A 24,114-nucleotide genomic window follows, 5' to 3' on the forward strand; every position below is an offset into this window, starting at 1 on the left:
CGTCATGGACACGATGACCGCAACGACGTTCGACGAGTTCCGAGAGCTGGCCCGCGGCGCCACGTTCGTGCCGGTCTGCCGGGAGGTGCTGGCCGACCTGCTGACCCCGGTCTCGGCCTTCCTCAAGGTGGCCGAGACCGCCGACCACGCGTTTTTGTTCGAGAGCGTGGCCGGGGGCGAGCATCTCGCCAGGTACTCGTTTCTCGGCAAGGATCCGTTCCTCGTCCTGCGGTCGGCGGAGGGCAGGACGATCCGGCAGCAGGGAGGGCGCACGGAGGAGCTGGCCGAACCGTTCCTGGGAGCGTTGCGAGGACTGCTGGCTCGCTACCGCGCACCGCGGGTGCCCGGCCTGCCCCGCTTCGCGGGCGGGGCGGTCGGATTTCTCGGGTACGACACCGCCAAGTGGTTCGAGCCGACGCTGGAGCGGGCGCGCGCCGCGCATCCGAAGCCGGCCGAAGCGGGCGACGACGCGGCGTTCATGCTGTTCGACACCGTCATGGCCTTCGACCACGTCAAGCACCGCATCCTGATCATCGCCAACGCCGAGGTGGAGGAGGGTTGCGATCTCGAGGCGTGCTACGCGCTCGCGCTGGCCCGGATCGGCTTTCTGGAGGCCGAGCTGCGGCGCCAGCTCTCGGAGCCGCCGCCCGCCTCGGGGGGGGCCGTATCGTTTCGCTCGAACACGACGCAGGCGGCTTTCGAGGATGCCGTGCGCCGCGCCAAGGACTACATCACGGCCGGCGACATCTTCCAGGTCGTGCTCTCGCAGCGGTTCGAGACCGAGATCGAGAGCGATCCGTTCACCGTCTATCGGGCGCTGCGGTACGTGAATCCGTCCCCCTACATGTACTTCATCCGCCTGGGAGGGGTTTCCATCGTCGGGTCGTCACCCGAGATGCTCGTGCGCGTCGAGGGCCGGCGCGCCGAGACGCACCCGATCGCCGGCACGCGGCCGCGAGGGGTGACCGCCGAGGCGGACGCGAGGCTGGCCGACGAGCTGCGGGCGAACGAGAAGGAGCGGGCCGAGCACGTGATGCTGGTCGACCTCGGCCGCAACGATCTCGGGAGGGTATCCGCCTACGGCTCCGTGCAGGTGCCGCAGTACATGGCGCTGGAGCGGTACTCGCACGTGATGCACCTGGTCTCGAGGGTCGTCGGCGAGCTGACCGACGACCATGACCGGCTCGACGCCCTCGCGGCGTGCTTTCCGGCGGGCACGGTGTCCGGGGCCCCGAAGATCCGCGCGATGGAGATCATCGACGAGCTCGAGCCGACACGTCGCGGCATCTATGCCGGCGCGGTCGGCTACGTCGACTTCGCCGGGCATCTGGATTGCTGCATTACGATCCGCACCATCGTGATTCGCGACGGACGCGCGTGGGTGCAGGCCGGGGCCGGCATCGTCGCCGATTCGGATCCGACGGCCGAGTACGAGGAGACGCGGGCCAAGGCGTCGGCGCTCTTCGGTGCGCTGCACATGGCCGAGAGCGGGCGCGGGCCGTCGGCCAGCGGAGCAAGGAATCGGTGATGGTGCTCGTGATCGACAACTACGACTCGTTCACCTACAACCTGGTGCAGTACTTGGGAGAGCTGGGCGCCGTGCTGCGCGTGGTCCGCAACGACGCCCTCGCCGTGGCCGACGTCGACCGGCTCGACGTGGAGCGCATCGTGATCTCGCCGGGGCCGGGCCGGCCGGAGCAGGCCGGAATCACGGTCGACCTCATCCGCGCGTACGCGCCGCGGGTTCCGATTCTCGGCGTCTGCCTCGGGCACCAGGCGATCGGTATCGCGTTCGGCAGTGCGGTGGTGGCCGCGCCGGCCCTGCTGCACGGAAAGACGTCCACGGTCGAGCACGACGGGCGGGGCGTGTTCGACGGGCTCACCGAGCCGTTCCCCGCCGGAAGATATCATTCGCTCGCCGTCGATCGAGCTACGGTGCCCGACGACCTCGAGGTGGCGGCGACGGCGCGCGAGGACGGGACCATCATGGCGGTCCGCCATCGCCGCTGGCCGGTCCACGGCGTGCAGTTCCATCCTGAATCGGTGCTGACCGGCGAGGGTCGACGCGTCCTGGGCAACTTCCTCGCCTGCCAGGTTCCCTGAGAGTCATGCGTGAGACACTCGATACGCTGCTCCGGCGCGAGGACCTGACCGAGGCGCAGGCCGCGGACGCGATGGACCAGGTGATGCAGGGCGCCGCCACGCCCGCGCAGATCGCCGGCTTCCTCGTCGCCCTGGCCATGAAGGGGGAGCGCCCGCGGGAGATCGTCGGTCTCGCCCGCGCCATGCGGGCGCATGCGGTGGCTCTGTCGCGGCCCCGCGCATCGAGCTTCGACACCTGCGGCACCGGCGGCGACCGGTCGCATACGTTCAACGTCTCGTCGCTCTCCGCCATCGTCCTCGCCGCCTGCGGCGTCGAGGTGGCCAAGCACGGCAACCGCTCGGTGTCGAGCCGCTGCGGAAGCGCCGACCTGTTCGAGGCACTCGGGGTGAACCTGGCCGCGCCGCCCGCGGTGGTCGAGCGCTGTCTCGACGAGGCTGGCATCGCGTTCTTCTTCGCGCCGGCCTTTCATCCGTCCATGCGGCACGCCGGCCCGGTCCGGCGGGAGCTCGGCATCCGCACGGCGTTCAACCTGCTCGGCCCACTCACCAATCCCGCCGGCGCACGCCGCCAGGTGGTCGGGGTGCCGCGGCCGGAGCTGGCCGAGCTGGTCGCCCGCGCGCTGGCCGAGCTGGGCTCCGAGCGCGCCTGGGTGGTGCACGGCGCGGAGGGACTGGACGAAGTCTCGGCGGTGGGGCACACGAAGGTCTGCGAGGTGCGCGCCGGCACCGTCTCGACGCTCCACGTGCACCCGTCCGACTTCGGTCTGACGCCGACGACCCTGGACCGGCTGCGTGTCGACGGGCTGGACGACAGCGTCCGCATCGCACGTGCCGTGCTGGGTGGCGAGTCGGGCCCGCCGCGCGACTTCGTGCTCGCCAACGCCGCGGCCGGGCTGCTGGTGGCCGGCTGCGTCGACTCGTTGGAGGATGGCATGCAGATGGGGCTCGACGCACTGCGGAGCGGCCGTGCGGCGGCGACCGTGGAGCGCATGGCACAGTGCTCGCAGGCCCCGGAGCCGGAAGGATGACCGCCGCCGTGCAGACGACGCCGGCCGACCTGCTGGAGACCATCGTCGAAGCCGCACGCCGCGCGGTGGAGGAGCGGCGGGCGCGTTGCCCGCTGCGCGAAGTCGAGCGCGCCGCGGCGCGCCGGCGACCACGGGGGAACCGCTTCGCGGCCGCGCTGGCCGATCCGGATCGCTGCAGCGTGATCGCGGAATGCAAGCGCCGCTCGCCATCGCGCGGCGTGATCCGCGCCGACTACGAACCCACGCAGATCGCGGCCGGCTACGCGGCGGCCGGCGCGGCGGCGGTCTCCGTCCTGACCGAGCCCGCCTTCTTCGACGGCGATCGCGATCATCTCCGCGCGGTGCGCGAGCGGGTGGACGTGCCGTTGCTGCAGAAGGACTTCATCGTCTCCGAGTACCAGCTGATCGAGGGGCGGGCGGCCGGCGCCGACGCGGCTCTCCTGATCGCGGCTGCGCTCGACGACCGGACGCTCCGCAGACTTGCCGCGGAGGCCGCCGGTCTGGAGCTTGCCGTGCTGGCCGAGGTCCACAATCGGCGCGAGCTCGACAGGGTGCTCGGCGCGGGAGCGGCGGTGGTCGGCGTCAACAACCGCAACCTCCGGACGCTCGCCGTCGATCTCGAGGCGTCCCGGACCTTGATCGAAGCGATTCCGGAAGGGGTCGTCGCGGTGGCGGAGAGCGGGCTGCGCAGCGCGGCCGACCTGCAGGCGCTGCGGGACGCGGGGTACGACGCGTTCCTGATGGGCGAGTCGCTCATGAGCCGGTCGGACCCCGGCGCCGCCCTCGCAGGGATGCTCGCCGCGGTCGAGCCGGCGCCGCGGGGCGCCCGCGGCGGCGTCACTGCCTGAGATCGAGAACATGGCTCGTGCGAAAGTGAAGGTCTGCGGCATCACGCGACGGGACGACGCCCTGCGCGCGGCCGATCTCGGGGCGTCGGCCGTCGGCTTCGTCTTCTGGCCGCGGAGCCCGCGCTACGTCGAGCCCGAGACGGCGGCGGCATTCGCCCGCGAGCTGCCGGCCGACGTCGCGCCGGTCGGGGTCTTCGTCGATCCCGCGGTGAGCGATGTGCGCCGCATCGCCGAGCTGGTGGGCCTGGCCGCGGTCCAGCTTCACGGAGACGAGCCGGCCACGCTGTGCGACGGGTTGCCGTATCGCGTGCTGAAGGCGGTGGCGGTGGCGGGCGAGACCACCACCCGCGACGCCGCCGGCCGGGTGCCCGGCCACATCACCGTGCTGCTCGACGCCCGCGATCCGGTACGCCGGGGAGGGACCGGACGAACCGTCGACTGGCGCGTGGCGGCCGGCGTGGCCGCCCGCCGCCGGATCTTCCTCGCCGGCGGCCTTGCGCCGGAGAACGTGGGCGCCGCGCTGAGCACCGTCCGGCCGTACGGGATCGACGTATCGAGCGGTGTCGAGGAGCAGCCGGGCCGCAAGGACGCCGGCCGGCTGCGCGAGTTCTTCGAGGAGGTGGCACGCGCATGACGGCTCCGAGCTTCGGGCGGCGCGATCCGGACTCGCGCGGGTACTTCGGGGAGTACGGGGGCCGCTTCGTTCCCGAAACGCTGGTCGCACCGGTGGAGGAGCTGGAGCAGGCCTATCGCGAGGCCCGCCGGGACCCGGCGTTTTCCGCCGATCTCGAGGCGCTGCTGCGGCATTACGTCGGCCGGCCCACGCCCGTCTACGAGGCGACACGCCTGCGGGCCGCGCTGGAAGCCGGCGCGGGATCGGGCGGCGTGGCGCGGATCTTCCTGAAGCGGGAGGACCTGGCCCATACCGGCGCCCACAAGATCAACAACGCGCTGGGCCAGGCGCTGCTCGCGGTCAGGATGGGCAAGCGGCGGGTCGTGGCGGAGACCGGCGCCGGACAGCACGGCGTGGCCACGGCCACCGCCTGCGCGCTGCTCGGGCTCGCGTGCGAGGTCTACATGGGCGCCGACGACATGCGGCGGCAGGCGCTCAACGTCTATCGGATGCGCCTGCTCGGGGCGACCGTCTCGCAGGTCGACTCCGGGAGCCGGACATTGAAGGACGCCATCAACGAGGCGATGCGGGACTGGGTGACGAACGTCGAGGACACCTACTACCTGCTCGGCTCGGTGCTGGGCCCGCACCCGTATCCGCTGATGGTGCGCGAGTTCCAGTCGGTGATCGGCCGCGAGGCGCGTACGCAGATGGACGAGCTGGCGGGTCGCGCTCCGGACGTCGTGGTCGCCTGCGTGGGGGGAGGCAGCAACGCCCTGGGCATCTTCGACGGCTTCGTCGAGAACGCCGAGGTGCGGCTGGTCGGCGTCGAGGCTGGGGGCGAGGCGCTGGTGGCGGGGCGTCACGCGGCGCGATTCGCGACCGGGGTGGCCGGCGTGCTGCAAGGCACGCGCAGCTATCTCCTGCAGGACCTCGACGGCAACATCGAGCCCACGCACTCGGTGTCGGCCGGGCTCGACTACGCCGCCGTGGGGCCCGAGCACGCGTGGCTCCGCGATCTCGGCCGCGCGGAGTACGCCTCGGCGTCCGATGAGGAGGCGCTCGCCGCGTTCCGGCTGCTCGCCCGCACCGAAGGGATTCTGCCGGCCCTCGAGTCGGCCCACGCGGTGTCGCACGCAAGCCGCCTCGCGCAGCGCTTGGGCCGCGAACGCATCATCGCCGTGAACCTGTCAGGGCGGGGCGACAAGGATGTGGACGCGATCAGGGAACGCGAGCCGGCGGAGGGATAGCAAGAGCATGTCGCGTCTGGAGCGTACGTTCGAGACCTTGCGGCGCCGCGGCCGGCACGGCCTCGTGACGTTCACGACGGCGGGCGATCCGGATCTGGAGCGTTCCGCCGAGATCCTGCAGGTGCTGGACCGGGCCGGCGCCGACGTCCTGGAAGTCGGCGTGCCGTTCTCCGACCCGCTCGCCGACGGACCGGTGATTCAGCGGGCGTCGGAACGGGCGCTGCGCGCCGGCGCCACGCTCGCCCGGGTGCTGGACCTCGTGGCCGAGGTGCGACCGGACATCTCGGCCGGAATCGTGCTGTTCACCTATGCCAACCCGGTCGTGCGCATGGGCACGACCCGGTTCGTCGACCGGGCCGCGGCGGCCGGCGTCGACGGCGTGCTCGCACTCGATCTCCCGATCGAGGAGGCCGACCGGTTTCGCGACGCGACGCTGGGCACCGGAATCGACCCGATCTTCCTGCTCAGCCCCACCACGACCGACGCGCGCATCCGCCGTGCGGCGGCGCTGGGGCGCGGGTTCCTCTACGGCATATCGCGGCTGGGGGTGACCGGCGCCCGCAGCGCGATTGCCGACGGCGCCGAGGCGCTGGTCGGCCGCATTCGGCGGGCTACCGATCTGCCGGTCGCGCTCGGCTTCGGCATCTCGCGCCCAGAACACGTGGCGGAAGTGGGACGCTGGGCCGACGCCGCGGTCGTCGGCAGCGCGTTGATCGACGTCATCGCCCGGGCCGCGCCGGACCGCGTGCTGGGTGACGTGGAGCGGTACGTGCGGTGGCTGCGCGGCGAGGTCGACACTCCCGCGGGCCGCGCCGCGTCCGTGGGCGCGGGAGAGCAGTGAGATGCCGGAAGGCAGGTCCCAGGGTGATCCGCCGGCGCCCGCGAACATCGCGGAGCAGCTCGATGCGTACCGGCGTCGGATCGATCGGTTGGACGAGGAAATCGTGCGTCTCCTGAACGCCCGTGCGACCTGCGCGAACGAGATCGGGCGGCTCAAGGAGCAGGTGGGAATGGAAGTCTACCAGCCGGGCCGGGAACGGACCGTGCTCGATCACGTGCGGCGGGTCAACGCGGGTCCCCTGGCGGACGTCGCGATAATCCGCCTGTTCGAGCGGATCATCGACGAGTCGCGCCGTCTGGAACGGCTGCGGGATGCAGGAGAGCCCGGGAACGGGTAGCCCGGCCGGACGCGCCGGGCGCAGGGAGTAGAGTGCGATGGTGGTCGTCATGCAGGAACGCGCGTCGGAGGACCAGATTCAGCACGTCATCGCCACGCTCGTCGAGCGGAACTTCGACGTGCATCGCTCGACCGGCGCGCTCAAGACCGTGCTCGGGGCGGTCGGCGGGAACCGGGAATTCGACACCGGCGTGATCGAGGTCATGGACGGCGTGCAGCAGGTGCTGCGCATCACCGAGCCCTACAAGCTGGCCAGCCGCACCTTCAGGCCGACCTCCACCGTCGTTTCGCTGGGAGGGTTCCGGATCGGCGGCGACGAGGTGATCGTCATGGCGGGGCCCTGCTCCGCCGAGACGGAGCAGCAGGTCGATTCCGCCGCCGCCACGGTAGCCGGGGCCGGCGCCAAGATGCTGCGCGGCGGGGCGTTCAAGCCGCGCAGCTCGCCCTACAGCTTCCAGGGCCTCGGCGAGGCGGGCCTGCAAATGCTGCGCGCCGCCTGCGACCGGCATCGGCTGAAGCTGGTGACCGAGGTGATGGACGTCAGCCAGATCGAGCTGGTAGGCAGGTACGCCGACATGCTGCAGGTGGGCGCCCGCAACATGCAGAACTACAGCCTCCTGCGCGAGCTGGGGCGGTCGCGGACGCCCATTCTGCTCAAGCGCGGCATCTCGGCGACGATCGAGGAGTGGCTGCTCTCGTCGGAGTACGTGCTGGCCGGCGGCAACGGCAACGTGGTCCTCTGCGAGCGGGGCATCCGCACGTTCGAGCCGTACACCCGGAATACGCTGGACATCTCGGCGATCCCGGTTATTCACAAGCTGAGCCATCTGCCCATCATCGTCGACCCGAGCCACGGAACCGGACTGCGCGACAAGGTGGCCCCGATGGCTCGGGCGGCGGTGGCGGCGGGCGCGGACGGACTGCTGATAGAGGTGCATCCCGACCCGGACCACGCCCGGAGCGACGGCGCGCAGTCGATGTTCCCGGAGCAGTTCGAGCGCCTGATGTCCGAGCTGCGCATCATCGCCCCGGCGATCAGCCGGAGCATCTGCGTGGAGCCGGTGGCCCGCCGGGTGGCGGCCTCGCACGTCTGAGCCGGGGCAACAGCCATGGCGGACACACCTCGCATGCTGCCGGTCATACAGCCGGGAACGGCACCGTCGGCCCCGCCGGTGTTCGATCGGGTGGCGATCGTCGGGCTCGGCCTGATTGGCGGGTCCCTGGCCCTCGCCGTTCGGGAGACCTGGCCGACCGGAATGGTGATCGGCGTCGACGACAAGCCGGTGCTCGAGCGCGCGATGGTGCGCCACGCCATCGACGTCGCCGCGGACGATCCGGTCGTGATGGCGGACGCCGATCTCGTGGTGCTGGCCGCTCCCGTCCGTACCAATCTGGCCCTGCTTGCCGACCTCGAAGAGCACGTGCGGGGCGCGGCGATCGTCACCGACGTCGGCAGCACGAAACGCGACCTGGTCGCAGCGGCGCGCGCGCTGCCGTCCCGGCTGACCTTCGTCGGCGGACATCCGCTCGGAGGCGCGCCGCGCAGCGGCATCGACCACGCGCGTCCGGACCTGTTCCGGGACCGGCCGTGGCTCTTCACGCCGTCCGGCGACCACCATGGCGCAGCGCTCGAGAAGCTGCGCCGGTTCGTCGCCGGCTTCGGCGCCGTGCCTCACGTGCTGGCCCCCGACGCCCACGATCGCCTGCTCGCCTTTCTCAGCCACGTGCCGCAACTCACCGCCAGCGTGCTCATGCACGTCGTCGGCGATGCCATCGGCGAGGACGGGTTGGCGCTGAGCGGGCGGGGTCTGGCGGACACCACGCGGCTGGCGTCGAGCCCCGCGGACATCTGGCGGGACATCTGCGCCACGAACGCGGACGAGATCGGGACCGCGCTCGACGAGCTGATCCGGGAGCTTCAGGCGGCTCGAGACCATCTCGCCGACGGCAAGGCGGTGGACCGGATCTTCGACTCGGCTTCCCGGTGGAGGGCCGCGCTCGCGGCCCGCCGCCGCGCCCCCCAGGGGGAATGACTACCGGAAACGGTTGCCGCGCACCTCGATGCGCGTGCGGGCCGAGATGAGGATGTCGTCCCGGCGCTTCAGATTGAGGCGCACCTCGTAGCGGCCGGCGTAGTCGAAGGTATGGCGGACCGAGAAGCGGCGGCGGATCTCCGTCCGGCCCGGCTCGAACGGATTGCAGTCCGGCGTGCTCTCCGACAACGTGTCGTCGCCCCAGTCCCACTCGATGGTCGTGCAGTAGAGCTCCTCGTTGTCGTCCGGACCACCGTCGAGGGTTCCGACGAACAGAATGCTCGCGGGAGCGAGCCCCACGCGCGGCGTAGCGCGCAGCCGGAGCCGGGGGTCGTCGTCGGGCCCCCGCCGCTGGAACGCAGCGTATCCGTCGGACATCTGGCCGGCGGCGAGGATGACCGACAGCACGCCGACCGAGAAACCGAGGAACGCGCCGCGCCGCCGGGATGATGAACGAGCCATGGGCTGACCTCTCAGACAGGAATTTCCTCATTGTAGCCCGATATAATCGCGCGATGCCGACAACGACTTCCGCCACCGCCGGCGCGAGCGGCGCCCCGGCGGCGGCGGCCGACGCGCCGCTTCTCGCCGTCCCCGTGCTGGGCGACGCCGCAGCCGACACGCTGGACGACCTTCCCGGTCTCGACGCCGCTACCGGCGGTGTGCTCGCACAGGCCCGGTCTTCGGGTGCGTTTCGGGGGAAACGCCGCGAGACGTTCGAGACCGCGCTGACCGGCGCCGGCTGGCGCGCGTCGCGATTGCTCCTGGTCGGTGCACCGCCCGGACCGGAAGGACCGGCCGCTCGCCTGCGCGAAGCGGCGGCGGTGGCCAGCCGGGTGGCGCGTGGCCGCCGTGTCGAGCGTTTCGCCTTCGTCTGCCGGAGCGACGGGGAACCGGCGGAGTTGGCCCAGGCGGTAGGGGAGGGCGTCGTCACCGGCGGGTTCGTCGACACCCGCTACAAGAGCGAGCCCGAAACGGACGGCCAGGCCCCGGCGTGCGACGTCGTCTGGCCCGACGGGAAGGGCGTCGCCGGTACGACGGAGGCCGTCGCCCGGGGCGTCACCATCGGCGCGGCGACCAACCTGGCCCGCGAACTCGCGAACCAGCCGTCCAACCTGTTGCCTCCGGCCGTGTTCGCGGAACGGGCGGTCGAAGCTGTGGCCGAAGCAGGAGTGGCCACCCAGGTTCTGGACGAGGCCGCCATCCGCGAGCTCGGCATGGGGTTGCTCCTGGGTGTCGGCCAGGGCAGCGCGGCGCCGCCGCGTCTGCTGATCATGCGTCACGAGCCGTCCGAAGCGCCCACCGAGCCGGTGCTGGCGCTGGTCGGCAAGGGCGTGACCTTCGACACCGGCGGGATTTCGATCAAGCCGGCGGCCGGCATGGAGTGGATGAAGAGCGACATGGCGGGCGGCGCCGCGGTCGTCGGCGCGATGCGCGCGATCGGGGCGTTGGGAGTTCCCCGCCGCGTTCTGGGCATCGTCCCGATGGCCGAGAACATGCCCGGCGGCCGCGCCACGCGGCCGGGCGACATTCTGACCGGCGCCGGCGGCACCACGGTAGAGGTCCTGAACACGGACGCAGAGGGCCGCTTGATCCTCGGCGACGCGCTCTGGTACGCCCGGGAATGCGGAGCCACCCATCTGGTCGACGTGGCGACGCTGACCGGGGCCTGCGTGATTGCGCTGGGCGGAGCCGCCAGCGGGCTCTTCGCCCGCCCGGCCGCATGGAGCGAGGCGCTGCAGGCGGCCGGCGCCCGGGCGGGCGAGCGGGTGTGGCCACTGCCTCTCTACGAGGAGTACCGGGAGCAATTGCGATCGGAGCTGGCCGATCTGAAGAACATCGGCGGGCGCGAAGGCGGGGCGTGCACCGCGGCGGCGTTTCTCGATGCGTTCACCGGGGGGCTGCCCTGGGCCCACATGGACATCGCCGGTACCGCCTGGATCGAGAAGCCCCGGGAGGACGCCGCCGCCGGGGCCACCGGCGTCATGGTGCGCACGCTGACCAGGTTGGCGACCGACGACTGGAATTGGTAGGCTGTCTTCATGGTCGTTCAGCCCGAGCCGGTGACGCCGCTCGTTTACGAGATGGTAGACGCCACCACCGAGCAGACGACCGTCATCGACGTGGTGCTCGGCGCGTTCTCGGTCGTGGGCGTGCTCGGCCTCGTCGCCGTCCTGCTCGGCGTATCCCTGGCCGGCCTCCTTATCGGCATGCGGAAGCTGCGCGGCCGGGACATCGATGGAACCGCCGGCGGAGGCGCAACCCGTCTCGGTCTGGGAGCCTCCGGCCGCTGATCGCCTGCTCCGCCTTTCGGCAGCCCCGACAACCGTCGCCGGACGCGACCGCTCCTGCCGCGCTACGGCTTCCGATTGCCCGCCCAACCGCGGCTGCCCAGGGGGCTGCACCGCTTCTGCGGCGCAGATTCCTAGTGGAGCTGCAGATCGACCTGATCGAAGTAGTCGGGCTTGACCAGGACCTCCCGCGGCTTGCCCGAGGTTCCTGCGGAGACCAGACCGTCCGCCTCCATCATGTCGACGAGGCGCGCAGCGCGGCTGAAACCGATGCGGAGGCGCCGCTGTAGAAACGAGATGGAGGCCTGGCCGCTGCCGACGATGATGCGCGCGGCCTGGTCGTAGAGGTCGTCGTGCTCTACCGGAGCCGCTTCCGGCGCCTTCTCGTCGGCGGTGATCGACTCGTCGTAGCCGGGCGCGCCCTGTTTGCGCAGGAAGCTGCACAGACGTGCGGTCTCGCGCTCCGATATGTACGGACCGTGCAGCCGGACGCAACGGGACGACGCCGGCGGCAGGTACAGCATGTCTCCCTTTCCGAGAAGCTGCTCGGCGCCGTTGCCGTCGATAATGGTGCGCGAGTCGACCTTCGAGGACACGCGGAACGCGATGCGCGAGGGCAGATTCGCCTTGATCAGTCCGGTGATTACGTCGACCGACGGCCGCTGCGTCGCCAGGATGAGGTGAATCCCGACCGCCCGCGCCATCTGGGCCAGACGCGCTATCGATTCCTCGACGTCCTTGCTCGCCACCATCATCAGGTCGGCGAGCTCGTCGATGGCGAGAATCACGTAGGGCAGGGGCGTCGGCATCTCGGCACCTTCGCCGCCTTCCCCACCGGTGTGGGCGGCGCCGGCGCCCGCCTCGATCTGCCGGCGCACGTTCCGGTTGTACTGGCCGATATTGCGCACACCCTCGGCGGCGAGCTGCTTGTACCGTTCCTCCATCTCGCGAACCGCCCAGCGGAGCGCATTGTTGGCCTGCTTGGGATCGACCACGACCGGCGTCAGGAGGTGAGGGATGTCCGCGTACATCCCGAGCTCCAGGCGCTTCGGGTCGATCATGATCAGCCGCACCTCGTCGGGTGTCGCCCGGTACAGGATGCTGGTCAGCATCGCGTTCAGGCCGACGGACTTGCCCGTGCCGGTGGCGCCGGCAATCAGCAGATGGGGCATGGTGGCGAGATCGGCGACGACCGGTTCGCCATGGATGGTCTTGCCGAGCGCGAGCGTCAGCTTCGACGACGACTGCGTGTACGGTTCGGATTGCAGCAGCTCCCGCAGCGAGATCTGATCGCGTTCCGCGTTGGGGATCTGCATGCCCACGGTCGACTTGCCGGGGATGCGCTCGATGAGCACCGACTCGGCCTGCATCGCCAGGCACAGGTCGTCGGCGAGGCCGGTGACGCGACTGTACTTGACGCCGGCGTCCGGCTTGAACTCGAAGGTCGTGACCACCGGACCTGGATGGATCTGCACCACGGAGCCCTCGACGGAGAACTCACGGCACTTCTCCTCGAGCAGATGGGCCCGGTCCATGAGCTGGCGTTCGTCGAAGGTCTGCATCGCTCGCGGCGAGTCGAGCAGGGAGATCGGAGGCGAGGTGTAGCGGCTGCGCCGCTCCTGCATCGACAGATCGGGCGTAGGCGCGGGCACGGGCTCGAGTGGCTCGGGCGGTGACGATATCGGGGGCGCGGACGCGGGCAGCGGAGCCGGTGGGGGCGGCGGCTCCGAATCGAGAGCCACGTTCCCGGCCGGGTCCCCGGCCGACGGTGCCGGCTCGGGCTCTCGCGGTTCGGTTGTCGCCTTCCGCGGCGTGCGCCGCGGACGTTCCGGAGCGTGGCTGCGAGCCAGAATCTCGGTGCGCGCGGACGACGAGCCGGTCTTCGCCAGATGCTTGTTGACGACGTCCCGCCGCTGCCGCGCGCGCTGGCGTCGCGTCCACCAGCTCCCGATCGTCCCGCGCACCGCCTGCGAGAGGCTGCCCAGACCGCGCCAGACGGCCGAAAAGAGCTGCCCCAGGGAGAACTGGGTCGACAACATCACCGCCAGAAACAGGGCGGTCAGGATGACGATGCTCGATCCGATCGGGTTGAAATACTCGGCCAGCAGGCCTGTCAGTACCGCGCCAAGATATCCGCCTGCATCGATGGGGCGGGGCGACTCCACGAGGTGTCCCACCGCAAGACTCAGGAACCCGGCGCTGCACCCCACGATCACGCCGAGGCCGAGCAGCTTCGCGTAGGCGCCACCGACAGGCCGGCACCAGAAGGCGTGCCAGCCGAGCACGACGAGTTGCACCGGAATCAGAAACGCCGTCAACCCCAGAGCCTGGTAGGAGAGCTCGGCCAGGAAGGCTCCGACCTGGCCGACCAGGTTCATCGGCGGCGTCGCTCCGCCGGGATAGAAGAACCAGACGGCGTCGGCGGCATTGTAGGTCGCCAGTGACACGAACCAGACGAGAGCGCTGGCGAAGAAGGTGACGCCGAATATCTCGCTTGCGCGACGGGACAGGGTCGTGGCTACCACAGTTCAGATCTCCAGGATGACCGGCAGCACCAATGGCCGCCGGCCGCACCGCTTGCGAAAGAAACGCTGCAACTCGACCCGCACCCGCTCGCCCATGACCCCCTGGTCCGTGCGCTCCTCGACGCTCGCCTCGGCGGCGAGTGCCCGCAGCGTGCCCGTCGCGGCGTCGAGCAGCGCCTCGGTCGGCCCGTCGAGGACGAACCCGCGTGTGATCAGCTCGGTGGCCTGCTCGATGCCGCCGCCGTGCGCGTTCACCGCCAGGACGGCGACTACGACTCCGTCGACGGCGAGGTGCCGGCGGTCGCGCAGAACCTCGTCGGCCACCTGACCGCTGCGCGTTCCGTCGATGAGCACACGCCCCGCACGAACCGGCTCGCCAATCCAACCGCCCGATTCGTCGAAGCAGATGCGATCGCTGTTCTCGGCCAACAGCACCGTCACGCTCTCGCCGCACACCTGCTCGGCGAGCCGGGCATGGTGCGCCAGATGGCGGTACTCTCCATGTATCGGCACGAAGCAGCGCGGGCTGATCAGCGAGAGCAGCAGCTTGAGGTCCTCCTCGCTGCCGTGCCCGGAGACATGAACCCGTTTGGACGGCTCGTCGACGACCCGCGCGCCCCGTCGGGCGATGTGATTCACCAACCGATCGATGGCGTGCCGGTTGCCGGGTATCGCGCGGGCGGAGAAGACCACGACGTCGCCCGCCTCCAGGCGAACGTGGCGATGGGCGCCGACGGCCATCCGCGCAAGGGCGGAGAACGGCTCGCCCTGTGAGCCGGTGACGATGCAGAGCACCCTCTCCGGCGGCAGGCGCGCGACGTCGGCCTCGGCGATCTGCAGGCCCGCGGGCAGGCGCAGATAGCCGAGCCTGGCGGCGAGCTCCGCATTCTCCACGACCCCCCGGCCGACGAACGCGACCTGGCGGCCGAAACGGTCGGCAAGATCGACGAGCAACTGCAGCCGGTGGAGGCTGGACGAGAAGGTGGTCACGACGAGCCGCCGGGGTGCGCCGGCGAATACTTCCTCGAGCGCCGGCTCCACGTGCCGCTCGGATCCCGAGTGGCCCGGCTGCGCCGCGTTCGTGCTGTCCCCGAAAAGAGCCAGCACGCCGCGCCGGCCCAGGTCGGCCAGACGATGGGTATCGGTGGGACGGCCGTCGAGAGGCGTCTGATCGAACTTGAAGTCCCCGCTGTGCAGCAGCGTGCCGGCTGGCGTGTGGATGGCCACCGCCACGGAATCGGGAATGCTGTGGGCGACCTGCACGAACTCCACGTCGAGCCCGGCGGCGGTCACGGTCTCCGACGGCTCGACCGTCACCAGGCGGCCGGCGGTATCGCAGCCGTGCTCGGCGAGCTTGCGCTCCAGCAGGGCGAGGGTGAGCCGGGTGCCGTACGTGGGCCCGTCGATCAGATCCCAGATGTAGGGAACGGCGCCGATATGGTCCTCGTGGCCGTGCGTCAGCACCAGCGCCGACAACCGCCCGAGCTCTCCCGCGAGGGAGCGCACGTCGGGAATGACGAGGTCCACGCCGAAGTGCTCGGGGCCTGGGAACATCACCCCGGCGTCGATCAGAAGGCTGTCCGGCCCGCAGCGGACGGCCATCATGTTCATGCCGAACTCGCCGACGCCGCCGAGGAGCAGCACCTCGACCAGCGGCGTGCGCCCGGAATCGCGGGTCATCTCGGATCTCTCGCGGGAGCCGCGGTACCTCTCGATCAACGCATCAACGGCCGGGGCGGACGCGCCGAAAGGGACGAAGTCGAGCGCGCAACCGGACGGGACTGCCCGGCGCCACGGTCCATGTGCGGGCTGCTGGGGAACCCGCGAGTGGCAGGAGAGACGGACCGCAGTATAGCACAGGGATCAGTCTGGCATGGCGGCCAGAACATCAGACAGGTCAATGAGTTCCGGCAGGTCGAGGGTGCCCGGCCGACGGGTCGGGCACAGACCCGCGGCGCGGCAGACCGACAGCGGATCGAACGCCGGGGAGGAGTTGAACGCGGCGAGGGCATTCACCACCTGCTTGCGGCGTCGGGTAAACAGACGACGGACCAGCAGCTCGAAGCCCGCCGCGTCGACGGGCGCGCGGACCGGATCGCGAAAGCGCAGGGAGACGAGCGCCGATCGGACCTTCGGCGCCGGGCGGAATGCTCCGGGCGGCACGTCGAGCATCCAGCGGGTGTCGGCGTGCAGGGACGCCATGACCGCCAGCGGACCGTACGCCCGCGATCCGACGCCGGCAACGACACGTTCGGCCACCTCGCGCTGCAGCATGACCACCGCGTCGCGTATTCCCGCCGCGAGCGCGTCGTGGAGCAGACGCAGCAGAATCGGGGCTGAGACCCCGTACGGCAGATTCCCGACGACTCGCACCGAGTCCGCCGGCCGCCCGCCGGCGCCGCGGCGCAAGCTCGCCGTCGCCTCGTGCAGGTCCAGTTGCAGGAAGTCGGCGTGACGGATTTCGACGTTGGCGGGAGCGCCGGTCTTCAGCCGCTGTACGAGATTCTCGTCCAGCTCGACCGCCAGCAGCCGGCCTGCACGGTTCGCGAGCGCGAAGGTGAGCGCTCCGCGGCCCGGCCCGATCTCGAGGAGGACCTGTTCCGTCGTCGGCGCGACGACGTCCACGACCTTCCGTACCCAGGCCGGCTCCAGGAAGTGTTGCCCCAGCCGTCGCCGAGGCTTGAGTTGCCGCGCCATGCCCGTCGGGTCATCGCTGGTCGCCGAACGTCTCTTCGGCCCAGATCGCTTCGGCCTCGTCGATCTCCTCCTCGCTGAGCCCGAAATGGTGGCCGAACTCGTGAATGACCGTCTCGCCGACGGCGCGTACTACATCGTCCTCGTCCTCGGCGTCTTCCAGGATCGGATCGCGGAAGATGATGACCTGGTCTGGAAGCTCGGCCAACTGACCCCACTCGCGTTCCACCAGGGAAACCCCCTGATAGAGCCCGTACAGCGTTTCCGGGGGGGCCATGCCCAGTTCGGCGAGCAATTCCGGGGAGGGCTCGTCCTCGATCACCAGGGCGACGTTCCGCATCGCTTCGCGAAACTGTTGCGGAATCAGCTCGAAGGCTTCCGCCACCAGTTCCTCGAACCGCTCGTCGGTCATGGCCTCGACTAGTGCACCGCGTCCCTCGGCGAGGCAACCTTCGGAGGCGCCTCGCTGAAGGCGCGCGCGTGCTCCTGCAGCGCGGTGATCAGGCTCGGGATGAACGCTGCCGGCACGACGATCCGGGCGCGGACCGGCGCCCGGAGCTGACGAGGCCCGTCCGACTGCCGTTCGTCGCCGTCGGCCTCCCGCACCTCGGTTTCGGAGGGCGGCAGCACCTCGCAGAAGGTCAGGGTGAAATCGAAGGGCGTGTGCGAGATGGCGCAGAAGTTCGCGTACGTGCGTGCGACGTCGCTCGGTTCGTCCGGCACTATCGTGAAATTGATCTGCTTGCGTTCGGGCATTTGTCTCGTCCTCGGTTGATGCGCTTCGACGTCCGGCCGGGCGCCGATGACGCCCCGCGGAGATCGGCGGGCGCGGTCAGTATCTTCTCATGAGGCCGACGACGACGCCCTGTATCTGTACCCGCCCGGCGTCCACCACGAGCGGCTGCATGGCGGGATTCGCCGGTTGCAGGCGGATGCGCCCTTCCTCCCGGTAGAAGGTCTTGAGCGTCGCCTCGGACGCGTCGAGCAGGGCAATCACCATCTCGCCGTTCTCCGCGGTCCGGCGATCTTCGACGATCACGATGTCGCCGTCGCGGATCTGCTCGTCGATCATGGACTGGCCACGCACCCGGAGCGCATACGTGGCGCGCATGCCCGTGAGATTCTCGGGGACCGCGACGGTCTCCGGAGAGACCACCGCCTCGATGGGATCGCCGGCGGCGACGTAGCCCTGCAACGGGAGCTCGATCGCGCGTCCGCCGATACCCGTCGGCACCAGCTCCACGGAGCGGCTGCGGTTCCAGGCGCGCTTGATGAAACCCTTCTCCTGCAGATTCGTCAGGTGCTTGTGCACGGTGGCGAGCGAGGAGAGCCCGAAACGCCGGCCGATCTCCTCCAGGCTCGGACTGTAGCCGTGGTGCTGGATGAACTCGGTGAGGTAATCGAGGATCTCTCGCTGTCGCCTCGTGAGCGGTTGCACGGTGCCTCCTCATGGCGTGTCGACACGGGCGTCGGACTCACTACTTTACAGCAAACAAAAGGCGAACATCAAGGCGGCGGCGCCGCCGCGGGATCCGCGCCGCATGCTACAGTTTCGGGGTGAACTGGATAGTTGCCGCGATGGTGATGCTCGGGGCGGCGGCGCCGGCTCCGCAGGGCGGGCCTCCGACCGCCGCCGACGGCCGCGAGTTCGAATCGGCGCTGGGCCGCATTCTGCTCAATGCCGCCACGCCGCGTCGCGGCGAGCCCCGCGAGGTAATCATCACCGAACGGGCGGTGGCCGGCTTTCTGCGATTTCAGGCCGCTGACAGCCTGCCGCCGGGACTGGCCGATCCGGAGTTGCGCATGGAGGCGGGCGGACGCCTGACGGTCACCGCCACCGTCGATCTGGATGCGGTGCGCGAGCAGCAGTCGCCGGGGCCGCTCAATCCCCTCCGCTTCCTGAGCGGAAGCGTGCCCGTCACGGCGATCGGCATCGTGCAGTCGTCCCGCCGTACGCTGACGATCCGGATCGAATCGGCGCGGGTCGGAGCGCTTCCGGTGCCGGCGACCCTCGTGGCCGAACTGGTGCAGGTCTACACCCGGTCGGATCAGTATCCCGACGGGATCGACGTGAGCGAACCGATTCCGCTTCCGAGCGGCATCGACGCCGTGCGCGTCGAGTCGCGGCGGACCGTGGTCGTCCAGTGAGCGATGCGGTCTGCCGCCGCCGCTGACGCGCTGCAGACGCCTGTCCAGTACCTGAAGGGCGTCGGTCCGCGGCGCGCCGCGGACCTCGCTTCAGTCGGCGTGCAGACCGTCGAGGATCTGCTCCTGACCCTGCCTCGCCGCTACGAGGACCGGGCGATCCTGCAATCGATCCGCGACCTGCGCCCCGGCGAAGCGACCACGATCAGCGGCACGGTGCTGAGCTGCGGTCTGCGTACGACGCGCCGGCCGGGGTTCCGCATCTTCGAGATGCTCGTTCAGGACGCATCCGGCCGCGTGCGCGTCGCCTTCCTGAACCAGGCGTTCCTCAAGGACGTCTTCGCGGCGCGGCAGCAGGTCGTGCTGCACGGCCGGGTCGACCGGCGTCCGACCGGGGGCCTGCAGATCACCAATCCGGACCATGAAATCGTGTCCGACGAGGAGGACGACGCAAGGGGCGAGCCGATCCACACCGGGCGCATCGTGCCCGTCTACGAGAAGGTCGGGTCGCTGACGCCGAAGTCGCTTCGTCGCGTCGTCCACGACGCACTCCAGCGCCTGCCGGCGGAGGTGGACGACCCGCTGCCCGACGGCGTCCGCCGCTCGCTCGGCGCGCCGCCGCGCCGGCAGGCGCTTGCCGATGCGCACTTTCCGCCGCCCGGGACCTCCATCGAGGCACTCGACCGCTTCGGGACGCCCGCGCAGCAGCGTCTGGTCTTCGAGGAGTTCTTCTTCTTCCAGGTCGGCCTGCTGTTGCGGCGGCGCGAGTCGGACACCCGCGTCAAGCCGCGGCGAATCGTCGTCGACGACCGGATCCGGCAGGCTGCCCGGGACCTGCTCCCGTTCCGCCTGACGGGGCATCAGCGGCAGGCCCTGAAGGAGATCGTCGAGGACCTGCAGCGCCCGCGGTCGATGAACCGCCTGCTGCAGGGCGACGTCGGCTCGGGCAAGACCATAGTCGCGCTGCTCGCGGCGCTCGTCGCCATGGAAAACGGACTGCAGGTGGCGTTCATGGCGCCGACCGAGATCCTCGCCGAGCAGCACTACGCGAGCATCAGCCGCGTGCTGTCGCAGTCGCGTTTCGCCGCCGCTCTGCTGACCGGCACGCTCCCGGCGCGGACGCGGCGCGAGGCCGGCAGCCGCATCGCCAACGGCGCGTCGCAGCTCGTCGTGGGCACCCACGCGCTCGTGCAGGGCGACGTCCGGTTCAGGGCCCTGGGCCTCGCGATCGTCGACGAGCAGCACCGCTTCGGCGTCGTTCAGCGTGCGATCCTGCGCGACAAGGGCCTCGATCCGGACGTGCTCGTGATGACGGCCACGCCGATTCCACGGACCCTGGCCCTGACCGCGTACGGCGACCTGGACGTTTCCGAGATCAGGGAGCGCCTTCCCGGCCGGCATCCGGTGAAGACGCTGATACGCAGCGAGGCGCGCCGCACCGAGACCTACGACCTCGTTCGCACGGAGCTGCGCGCGGGACGGCAGGCGTTCGTCGTCTACCCGCTCGTCGAGGAATCGGAGAAACTGGACCTGAGAGCGGCGACGGAGATGGCCGCGGAGCTGCAGGCGCGCGTGTTCCCGGACGCCCGGGTCGGCCTGGTCCACGGCCGCATTGCGACCGGCGAGCGCGAGCGGACGATGGCGGCGTTCGCGGCCGGGCGGATCGATGTGCTGGTTGCGACGACGGTGATCGAGGTGGGCATCGACGTGCCGAACGCGACCGTGATGGTGATAGAGCAGGCCGAGCGTTTCGGGCTGGCCCAGCTGCACCAGTTGCGCGGCCGCGTGGGGCGTGGCGCGGCCCGGGCCTGCTGCGTCCTGATGCACGCCGCGCGGCTCTCCGATGCGGCCGAGGCCCGGCTGCGGGCGCTGGCGGGGACGACCGACGGATTCGAGATCGCGGAGCGCGATCTGGAGCTGCGCGGCCCGGGCGACTTCTTCGGCACCAGGCAGTCCGGCGTCCCGTTGTTCCGGGTCGGCGATCTGTTGCGCGATCACCGGCTGATGGAGGAGGCTCGACGCGCGGCGGCCGCGTGGATCGGCGGCGCGGAAGCGACCGGTCCGCGACTCGACGCCGTGCGCGGCGCCTGGACCCGCCGCTTCGGGCTGGCCGGGGTGGCCTGAGACAGGATGCGCATCATCGGCGGGGAGCTGAAGGGGCGTCGCCTGCCGTCTCCGACCTGGTCCGGCCTGCGACCGACGTCGGACCGGTTGCGTGAGACCCTGTTCAACATCCTCGCAGGCGACGTCGCCGGCGCGCTGGTCCTGGACGGCTGCGCGGGAACCGGCGCGCTCGGGTTGGAAGCACTCAGCCGCGGCGCCGCCGGCGTCACGTTCGTCGACCGCGACGCGCGGGCCGTCGCGCTGATCGAAACCAATCTGGAACGCTGCGGCGTCGCCGCCCGGAGCCGGGTGGTGCGCGGCACGCTGCCAGGCGCGCTGGAGAGGCTGGACGCCGCCATCACCTTCGATCTGGTGCTGCTGGATCCGCCGTACGAGTATGATGACCGCGCGATAGGTGCCATACTGTCCGCTGCCGGCCGGCACACCGCCGCCGGCGGTCAGGTAGTCGTGGAGCGGACGCGGCGGGCCGGGAGGGTGACCGTGGAACCGTTGCGGCATACGCGTCGGGTGCGGGCCGGCGACAGCGTCCTCGATTTCCATGTCAGAGCCAAGGAGTAGGCTGGCCGTCTATCCGGGGTCGTTCGACCCGTTGACCAACGGCCACGTCGACATCATCCGTCGCGGCGCGCTGCTGTTCGACCGGATCGTCATCGCGATCCTGGTCAACATGGACAAGTCCCCGCTGTTCTCGGTGGAGGAGCGGGTCGAGATCGCGCGCCAGGTGTTCCGGCAGGATGCCAACGTCGAGGTGGAGGTGTTCAACGGCCTGCTCGTGCACTATGCGGAGCGCCGCGGGGCGGACGTGATCGTTCGCGGGCTGCGGGCGATCTCCGACTTTGAATTCGAGATGCAGATGGCGCTCATGAACCGGCGGCTCAGCCAGTCGATAGAAACGGTCTTCATGATGCCGGACGAGAGGTACACCTATCTCAGCTCCCGACTCGCCAAGGAAGTCTTCGCCCTGGGGGGCTCGTTGGACGGACTGGTGCCGGAAGTGGTGGAGACGCGCCTCCGCCAGAAGGCCGGCGCGCGCGCCCCGGGCCTGAACGTCTGACTCGTGGCCCGATAATCCGCACCGTTTCCTACGGCGCAGACTCCTGGCGGTTGGCGACCAGCACCACACGCTGCAGGTAGCGTTGCGGGTCGGGGTCGAGCAGGGTGCGCAGGTTGAGGTTGCCGGTGTTCAGATAGCGCACCTCTCCCAGGCGCTGCAGCCGCAGGCCGTCCTGTCGGAGCCGCGCGGCATCCTCTGCCCGCAGCACGCACAGCACCCGCCCGGGTGAACGCAGGAAATCGTACGCCGCCGGCAGCACGGGCAGCTCCACGTGCGCCGTGCGCATGTAGTACACGAGGTTGCGGTCGAACACCCGGTGGCGCCCGTAGGGCTCGCCGGCGTTGCGCTCGACCGCGAGCATGGCGGCCATGCGCTCGACGGGGGACGGACCGGGGGACGCCAGCACGACCAGGTGCGCCCCGACGGCCATGACCACCGCGGCGGCGGCGACGAGCGTCGGAATCACCCCGGCCCGCGCCGTTGCGTCCGGCCCCTGCCGCCACGCGCCCACCGAGAACGCGGCAACGGCCCCGCCGGCCAGGAAGACCGCGAGCGCCACGCTCAGGGTGGCCGGTTCGTTCCATTCGACCAGAAGCGGCCGGGCGCGGTACACGAGCCCGCCGATGACCATGACCACGACGCCCGTCGCGGCGCCGAGAGTTGCCAGAGCACGCCGCCTGGCGGGTGTCCCCTCCAGGGACCGCGTCACTGCGCGCGCGAGGAGGATGGCCAGGGGCGCCAGAAGCGGCAGGATGTAACGCGGCTGCTTGCCGACGGACAGCGTGTAGAAGGCCAGCGGCGCCGCCGCCCAGACCGCCAGCCGCAGCACGCGCTGGTCGAGGATCCGGCGGCGCCAGCTCTCTCGTGCCGCCGGCGCCCACAGAAGCATGAACGGGGACCACGGAAGCAGGCCGCCGGCGATTATGGGCAGGTAGTACCACGCCGGCCGCGGCGCGTTGTAGCGATCCGAGGCGTAACGCTCGAGATTCTCGGCAAGGAAGAACCGCTCCAGATACCCGGCGCCGTGCTCGATCGCCATCGCGGCGTACCAGGGCGCGGTCACGAGCAGAAAGAGCGCGGCGGCAAGCGCCAAGTCGATCCGCGTCGCCCGGGACGGCAGGCCGTGGCGCCGCCAGTCCAGTGCGGCGAGGGGTAGCACGACCAGTGCGGCGAGTGCCGGACCGACAGGGCCCTTCACGAGACACGCGGCGCCTGCGGCCAGCGCGGCCAGGAGCAGCCAGGCGCGGCGCGGGCGAGGTCCGGGCGACCCTGGCGGATCCTCGAGCAGGGCGACGAGCGCCGCCCAGACGGACAGCGTCACGAAGAAGGCGAGGGGCAGATCGGGCAGCGCCTGACGGGCCATTGCGACGATGCCCGCGCTGGTCGCCCCGATGAGGCCGGCCAGCAGGGCGGTCGGCGCGTCGTACCAGCGCCGCGCGCAGGCGAAGGTGACCAGCACCAGGCCGACCCCGGCCAGCGCGGCGGGAAACCGCGCCGCGCCGGGGGAGGGTCCCGCCGCCACGTAGGTAACGGCAACCAGCCAGTAGTAGAGCACCGGCTTCTCGAAGCGCGGCTGGCCGTTGTAGTAGGGCGTGAGCCAGTCGCCCCGCTCGATCATCTCGCGGGCGCTCTCGGCGTAGAAGGCTTCGTCGGAGTCGGTCAGGGCCGGCCGCCCGAGCCCGACGAAGAACGTCAGGATGCAGACGCCGGCGAGAATCACCGCGTGGCGTGACACCGCGGCGGATTGTACATCCCGCCCGGTGCCGATCCGTGCCTGGGTTGCCGCGGCGCACGGGACCTGCGACACTGAAACCATGCGGGTCGCAGTCATCGGCGCCTCCGAGGATCGCGCCAAGTTCGGGAACAAGGCGGTCCGGGCGCTCCGGCACGCCGGACACGAGGTGGTGCCGATCAATCCCCGTTGCGCCCGCGCCGCGCGCCGGATCGAAGGCTTGCCGGCGTACGGCTCGGTGGCCGACGTACCGGGTCCCCTGGACGTGGCGACGCTCTACGTCCACCCGGCGGTGGGCGAGGAGGTGCTGCCGGAGATCGCCGCCAAGGGGATTGCCGAGCTCTGGGTGAACCCGGGCGCCGAGAGCGACTCGCTGCTGGTGCGGGCAAGGGCTCTCGGGCTCGACACCCGCCTGCAGTGCAGCATCCTGGCCGTCGACGAGTCGCCCGCGCTCTACTGACACAACGGGGGAGGGTGCCACGGCACCGCCGGGGTTG

General features: G+C 70.7%; 25 protein-coding genes. 17 read left to right on the forward strand and 8 right to left on the reverse strand.

What is annotated here, in order from left to right; all coding sequences use genetic code 11:
• Positions 1–13 precede the first annotated feature (13 nt).
• The 10 genes from trpE to F4X11_22535 are packed head-to-tail and all read left to right on the forward strand — an operon-like array spanning position 14 to position 9,052.
• On the forward strand, positions 14–1,528 hold the full coding sequence (trpE, locus tag F4X11_22490; protein MYN67762.1) for an anthranilate synthase component I: 1,515 nt from the start codon (positions 14–16) through the stop codon (positions 1,526–1,528).
• On the forward strand, positions 1,528–2,103 hold the full coding sequence (locus F4X11_22495) for an aminodeoxychorismate/anthranilate synthase component II (GenBank protein MYN67763.1): 576 nt from the start codon (positions 1,528–1,530) through the stop codon (positions 2,101–2,103). Before trpE ends, F4X11_22495 begins: the two co-directional genes overlap by 1 nt.
• Before the next feature lie 5 nt (positions 2,104–2,108).
• On the forward strand, positions 2,109–3,131 hold the full coding sequence (trpD, locus tag F4X11_22500) for an anthranilate phosphoribosyltransferase (protein ID MYN67764.1): 1,023 nt from the start codon (positions 2,109–2,111) through the stop codon (positions 3,129–3,131).
• Positions 3,128–3,979: an indole-3-glycerol phosphate synthase TrpC gene (gene trpC, locus F4X11_22505; protein MYN67765.1), complete on the forward strand. Its 852-nt coding sequence runs from the start codon at positions 3,128–3,130 to the stop codon at positions 3,977–3,979. Before trpD ends, trpC begins: the two co-directional genes overlap by 4 nt.
• A 10-nt stretch (positions 3,980–3,989) precedes the next feature.
• On the forward strand, positions 3,990–4,613 hold the full coding sequence (locus tag F4X11_22510; protein MYN67766.1) for a phosphoribosylanthranilate isomerase: 624 nt from the start codon (positions 3,990–3,992) through the stop codon (positions 4,611–4,613).
• Positions 4,610–5,842 (forward strand): tryptophan synthase subunit beta, encoded by a 1,233-nt coding sequence (gene trpB, locus F4X11_22515; protein MYN67767.1) that lies wholly within the window; start codon positions 4,610–4,612, stop codon positions 5,840–5,842. Before F4X11_22510 ends, trpB begins: the two co-directional genes overlap by 4 nt.
• A 7-nt stretch (positions 5,843–5,849) precedes the next feature.
• A complete protein-coding gene (locus F4X11_22520; protein ID MYN67768.1) occupies positions 5,850–6,683 on the forward strand; it encodes a tryptophan synthase subunit alpha in 834 nt (277 codons plus the stop codon).
• Between the two features lies 1 nt (position 6,684).
• The gene (gene pheA, locus F4X11_22525) at positions 6,685–7,020 is read left to right on the forward strand and encodes a chorismate mutase (GenBank protein MYN67769.1); all 336 of its coding nucleotides are present in this window, start codon (positions 6,685–6,687) and stop codon (positions 7,018–7,020) included.
• Positions 7,021–7,057: 37 nt separating this feature from the next.
• Positions 7,058–8,113: a 3-deoxy-7-phosphoheptulonate synthase gene (aroF, locus tag F4X11_22530; GenBank protein ID MYN67770.1), complete on the forward strand. Its 1,056-nt coding sequence runs from the start codon at positions 7,058–7,060 to the stop codon at positions 8,111–8,113.
• 15 nt (positions 8,114–8,128) lie between these two features.
• Positions 8,129–9,052, forward strand: coding sequence for a prephenate dehydrogenase/arogenate dehydrogenase family protein (locus F4X11_22535; GenBank protein ID MYN67771.1), 924 nt, complete (start codon positions 8,129–8,131; stop codon positions 9,050–9,052).
• On the opposite strand, the gene F4X11_22540 is transcribed toward F4X11_22535, so the two are convergent.
• Entirely contained in the window at positions 9,053–9,514 is a 462-nt protein-coding gene (locus F4X11_22540; GenBank protein ID MYN67772.1) for a hypothetical protein, read from the reverse strand.
• Here F4X11_22540 and F4X11_22545 point away from each other — a divergent pair.
• Both F4X11_22545 and F4X11_22550 read left to right on the forward strand, forming a co-directional pair.
• Positions 9,499–11,085, forward strand: a complete 1,587-nt coding sequence (locus tag F4X11_22545; protein MYN67773.1) for a leucyl aminopeptidase — start codon at positions 9,499–9,501, stop codon at positions 11,083–11,085. The genes F4X11_22540 and F4X11_22545 overlap by 16 nt on opposite strands.
• A gap of 9 nt (positions 11,086–11,094) precedes the next feature.
• Positions 11,095–11,346 carry a hypothetical protein gene (locus F4X11_22550; GenBank protein MYN67774.1) on the forward strand — a complete coding sequence of 84 codons (252 nt, stop codon included), beginning with the start codon at positions 11,095–11,097 and terminating at the stop codon, positions 11,344–11,346.
• A 131-nt stretch (positions 11,347–11,477) separates the two neighbouring features.
• Here the strand turns inward: F4X11_22550 and F4X11_22555 are convergent, their stop codons facing one another.
• From F4X11_22555 to lexA, 6 genes are all read right to left on the reverse strand, one after another.
• Positions 11,478–13,868, reverse strand: coding sequence for a DNA translocase FtsK (locus F4X11_22555; protein ID MYN67775.1), 2,391 nt, complete (start codon positions 13,866–13,868; stop codon positions 11,478–11,480).
• Positions 13,869–13,871: 3 nt separating this feature from the next.
• Positions 13,872–15,548 (reverse strand): ribonuclease J, encoded by a 1,677-nt coding sequence (locus tag F4X11_22560; protein MYN67776.1) that lies wholly within the window; start codon positions 15,546–15,548, stop codon positions 13,872–13,874.
• Positions 15,549–15,731: 183 nt separating this feature from the next.
• Positions 15,732–16,565, reverse strand: coding sequence for a ribosomal RNA small subunit methyltransferase A (gene rsmA / locus F4X11_22565; GenBank protein ID MYN67777.1), 834 nt, complete (start codon positions 16,563–16,565; stop codon positions 15,732–15,734).
• A gap of 10 nt (positions 16,566–16,575) precedes the next feature.
• A complete protein-coding gene (locus tag F4X11_22570; protein ID MYN67778.1) occupies positions 16,576–16,974 on the reverse strand; it encodes a metallopeptidase family protein in 399 nt (132 codons plus the stop codon).
• Positions 16,975–16,982: 8 nt separating this feature from the next.
• Positions 16,983–17,318 (reverse strand): DUF3467 domain-containing protein, encoded by a 336-nt coding sequence (locus tag F4X11_22575; GenBank protein ID MYN67779.1) that lies wholly within the window; start codon positions 17,316–17,318, stop codon positions 16,983–16,985.
• 76 nt (positions 17,319–17,394) lie between these two features.
• Positions 17,395–18,000 carry a transcriptional repressor LexA gene (lexA, locus tag F4X11_22580; GenBank protein ID MYN67780.1) on the reverse strand — a complete coding sequence of 202 codons (606 nt, stop codon included), beginning with the start codon at positions 17,998–18,000 and terminating at the stop codon, positions 17,395–17,397.
• Positions 18,001–18,119: 119 nt separating this feature from the next.
• Between lexA and F4X11_22585 the strand changes: the two genes are divergently transcribed.
• The 4 genes from F4X11_22585 to coaD are packed head-to-tail and all read left to right on the forward strand — an operon-like array spanning position 18,120 to position 21,885.
• On the forward strand, positions 18,120–18,710 hold the full coding sequence (locus F4X11_22585; protein ID MYN67781.1) for a hypothetical protein: 591 nt from the start codon (positions 18,120–18,122) through the stop codon (positions 18,708–18,710).
• A gap of 3 nt (positions 18,711–18,713) precedes the next feature.
• A complete protein-coding gene (gene recG, locus F4X11_22590) occupies positions 18,714–20,831 on the forward strand; it encodes an ATP-dependent DNA helicase RecG (GenBank protein ID MYN67782.1) in 2,118 nt (705 codons plus the stop codon).
• Positions 20,832–20,837: 6 nt separating this feature from the next.
• Positions 20,838–21,389, forward strand: coding sequence for a 16S rRNA (guanine(966)-N(2))-methyltransferase RsmD (gene rsmD, locus F4X11_22595; GenBank protein ID MYN67783.1), 552 nt, complete (start codon positions 20,838–20,840; stop codon positions 21,387–21,389).
• Positions 21,370–21,885 (forward strand): pantetheine-phosphate adenylyltransferase, encoded by a 516-nt coding sequence (gene coaD, locus F4X11_22600; protein ID MYN67784.1) that lies wholly within the window; start codon positions 21,370–21,372, stop codon positions 21,883–21,885. The genes rsmD and coaD overlap by 20 nt, the downstream gene beginning before the upstream one ends.
• A gap of 28 nt (positions 21,886–21,913) precedes the next feature.
• On the opposite strand, the gene F4X11_22605 is transcribed toward coaD, so the two are convergent.
• The gene (locus tag F4X11_22605; protein ID MYN67785.1) at positions 21,914–23,716 is read right to left on the reverse strand and encodes a glycosyltransferase family 39 protein; all 1,803 of its coding nucleotides are present in this window, start codon (positions 23,714–23,716) and stop codon (positions 21,914–21,916) included.
• Between F4X11_22605 and F4X11_22610 the strand changes: the two genes are divergently transcribed.
• Positions 23,700–24,077 carry a CoA-binding protein gene (locus F4X11_22610; protein ID MYN67786.1) on the forward strand — a complete coding sequence of 126 codons (378 nt, stop codon included), beginning with the start codon at positions 23,700–23,702 and terminating at the stop codon, positions 24,075–24,077. The genes F4X11_22605 and F4X11_22610 overlap by 17 nt on opposite strands.
• The last annotated feature ends 37 nt before the right edge of the window (positions 24,078–24,114 follow it).

The organism is Acidobacteriota bacterium, assembly GCA_009861545.1.
Taxonomy (GTDB): Bacteria; Acidobacteriota; Vicinamibacteria; order Vicinamibacterales; family UBA8438; genus WTFV01.

Excerpts from the sequence above, each read along its gene's own strand:
- trpE (MYN67762.1), top strand. The coding sequence starts at position 14 with ATGACCGCAACGACGTTCGACGAGTTCCGAGAGCTGGCCCGCGGCGCC.
- F4X11_22495 (MYN67763.1), top strand. The coding sequence starts at position 1,528 with ATGGTGCTCGTGATCGACAACTACGACTCGTTCACCTACAACCTGGTG.
- trpD (MYN67764.1), top strand. The coding sequence starts at position 2,109 with ATGCGTGAGACACTCGATACGCTGCTCCGGCGCGAGGACCTGACCGAG.
- trpC (MYN67765.1), top strand. The coding sequence starts at position 3,128 with ATGACCGCCGCCGTGCAGACGACGCCGGCCGACCTGCTGGAGACCATC.
- F4X11_22510 (MYN67766.1), top strand. The coding sequence starts at position 3,990 with ATGGCTCGTGCGAAAGTGAAGGTCTGCGGCATCACGCGACGGGACGAC.
- trpB (MYN67767.1), top strand. The coding sequence starts at position 4,610 with ATGACGGCTCCGAGCTTCGGGCGGCGCGATCCGGACTCGCGCGGGTAC.
- F4X11_22520 (MYN67768.1), top strand. The coding sequence starts at position 5,850 with ATGTCGCGTCTGGAGCGTACGTTCGAGACCTTGCGGCGCCGCGGCCGG.
- pheA (MYN67769.1), top strand. The coding sequence starts at position 6,685 with ATGCCGGAAGGCAGGTCCCAGGGTGATCCGCCGGCGCCCGCGAACATC.
- aroF (MYN67770.1), top strand. The coding sequence starts at position 7,058 with ATGGTGGTCGTCATGCAGGAACGCGCGTCGGAGGACCAGATTCAGCAC.
- F4X11_22535 (MYN67771.1), top strand. The coding sequence starts at position 8,129 with ATGGCGGACACACCTCGCATGCTGCCGGTCATACAGCCGGGAACGGCA.
- F4X11_22545 (MYN67773.1), top strand. The coding sequence starts at position 9,499 with ATGATGAACGAGCCATGGGCTGACCTCTCAGACAGGAATTTCCTCATT.
- F4X11_22540 (MYN67772.1), bottom strand. The coding sequence starts at position 9,514 with ATGGCTCGTTCATCATCCCGGCGGCGCGGCGCGTTCCTCGGTTTCTCG.
- F4X11_22550 (MYN67774.1), top strand. The coding sequence starts at position 11,095 with ATGGTCGTTCAGCCCGAGCCGGTGACGCCGCTCGTTTACGAGATGGTA.
- F4X11_22560 (MYN67776.1), bottom strand. The coding sequence starts at position 15,548 with ATGACCCGCGATTCCGGGCGCACGCCGCTGGTCGAGGTGCTGCTCCTC.
- rsmA (MYN67777.1), bottom strand. The coding sequence starts at position 16,565 with ATGGCGCGGCAACTCAAGCCTCGGCGACGGCTGGGGCAACACTTCCTG.
- F4X11_22570 (MYN67778.1), bottom strand. The coding sequence starts at position 16,974 with ATGACCGACGAGCGGTTCGAGGAACTGGTGGCGGAAGCCTTCGAGCTG.
- F4X11_22575 (MYN67779.1), bottom strand. The coding sequence starts at position 17,318 with ATGCCCGAACGCAAGCAGATCAATTTCACGATAGTGCCGGACGAACCG.
- recG (MYN67782.1), top strand. The coding sequence starts at position 18,714 with ATGCGGTCTGCCGCCGCCGCTGACGCGCTGCAGACGCCTGTCCAGTAC.
- rsmD (MYN67783.1), top strand. The coding sequence starts at position 20,838 with ATGCGCATCATCGGCGGGGAGCTGAAGGGGCGTCGCCTGCCGTCTCCG.
- coaD (MYN67784.1), top strand. The coding sequence starts at position 21,370 with ATGTCAGAGCCAAGGAGTAGGCTGGCCGTCTATCCGGGGTCGTTCGAC.
- F4X11_22610 (MYN67786.1), top strand. The coding sequence starts at position 23,700 with ATGCGGGTCGCAGTCATCGGCGCCTCCGAGGATCGCGCCAAGTTCGGG.
- F4X11_22605 (MYN67785.1), bottom strand. The coding sequence starts at position 23,716 with ATGACTGCGACCCGCATGGTTTCAGTGTCGCAGGTCCCGTGCGCCGCG.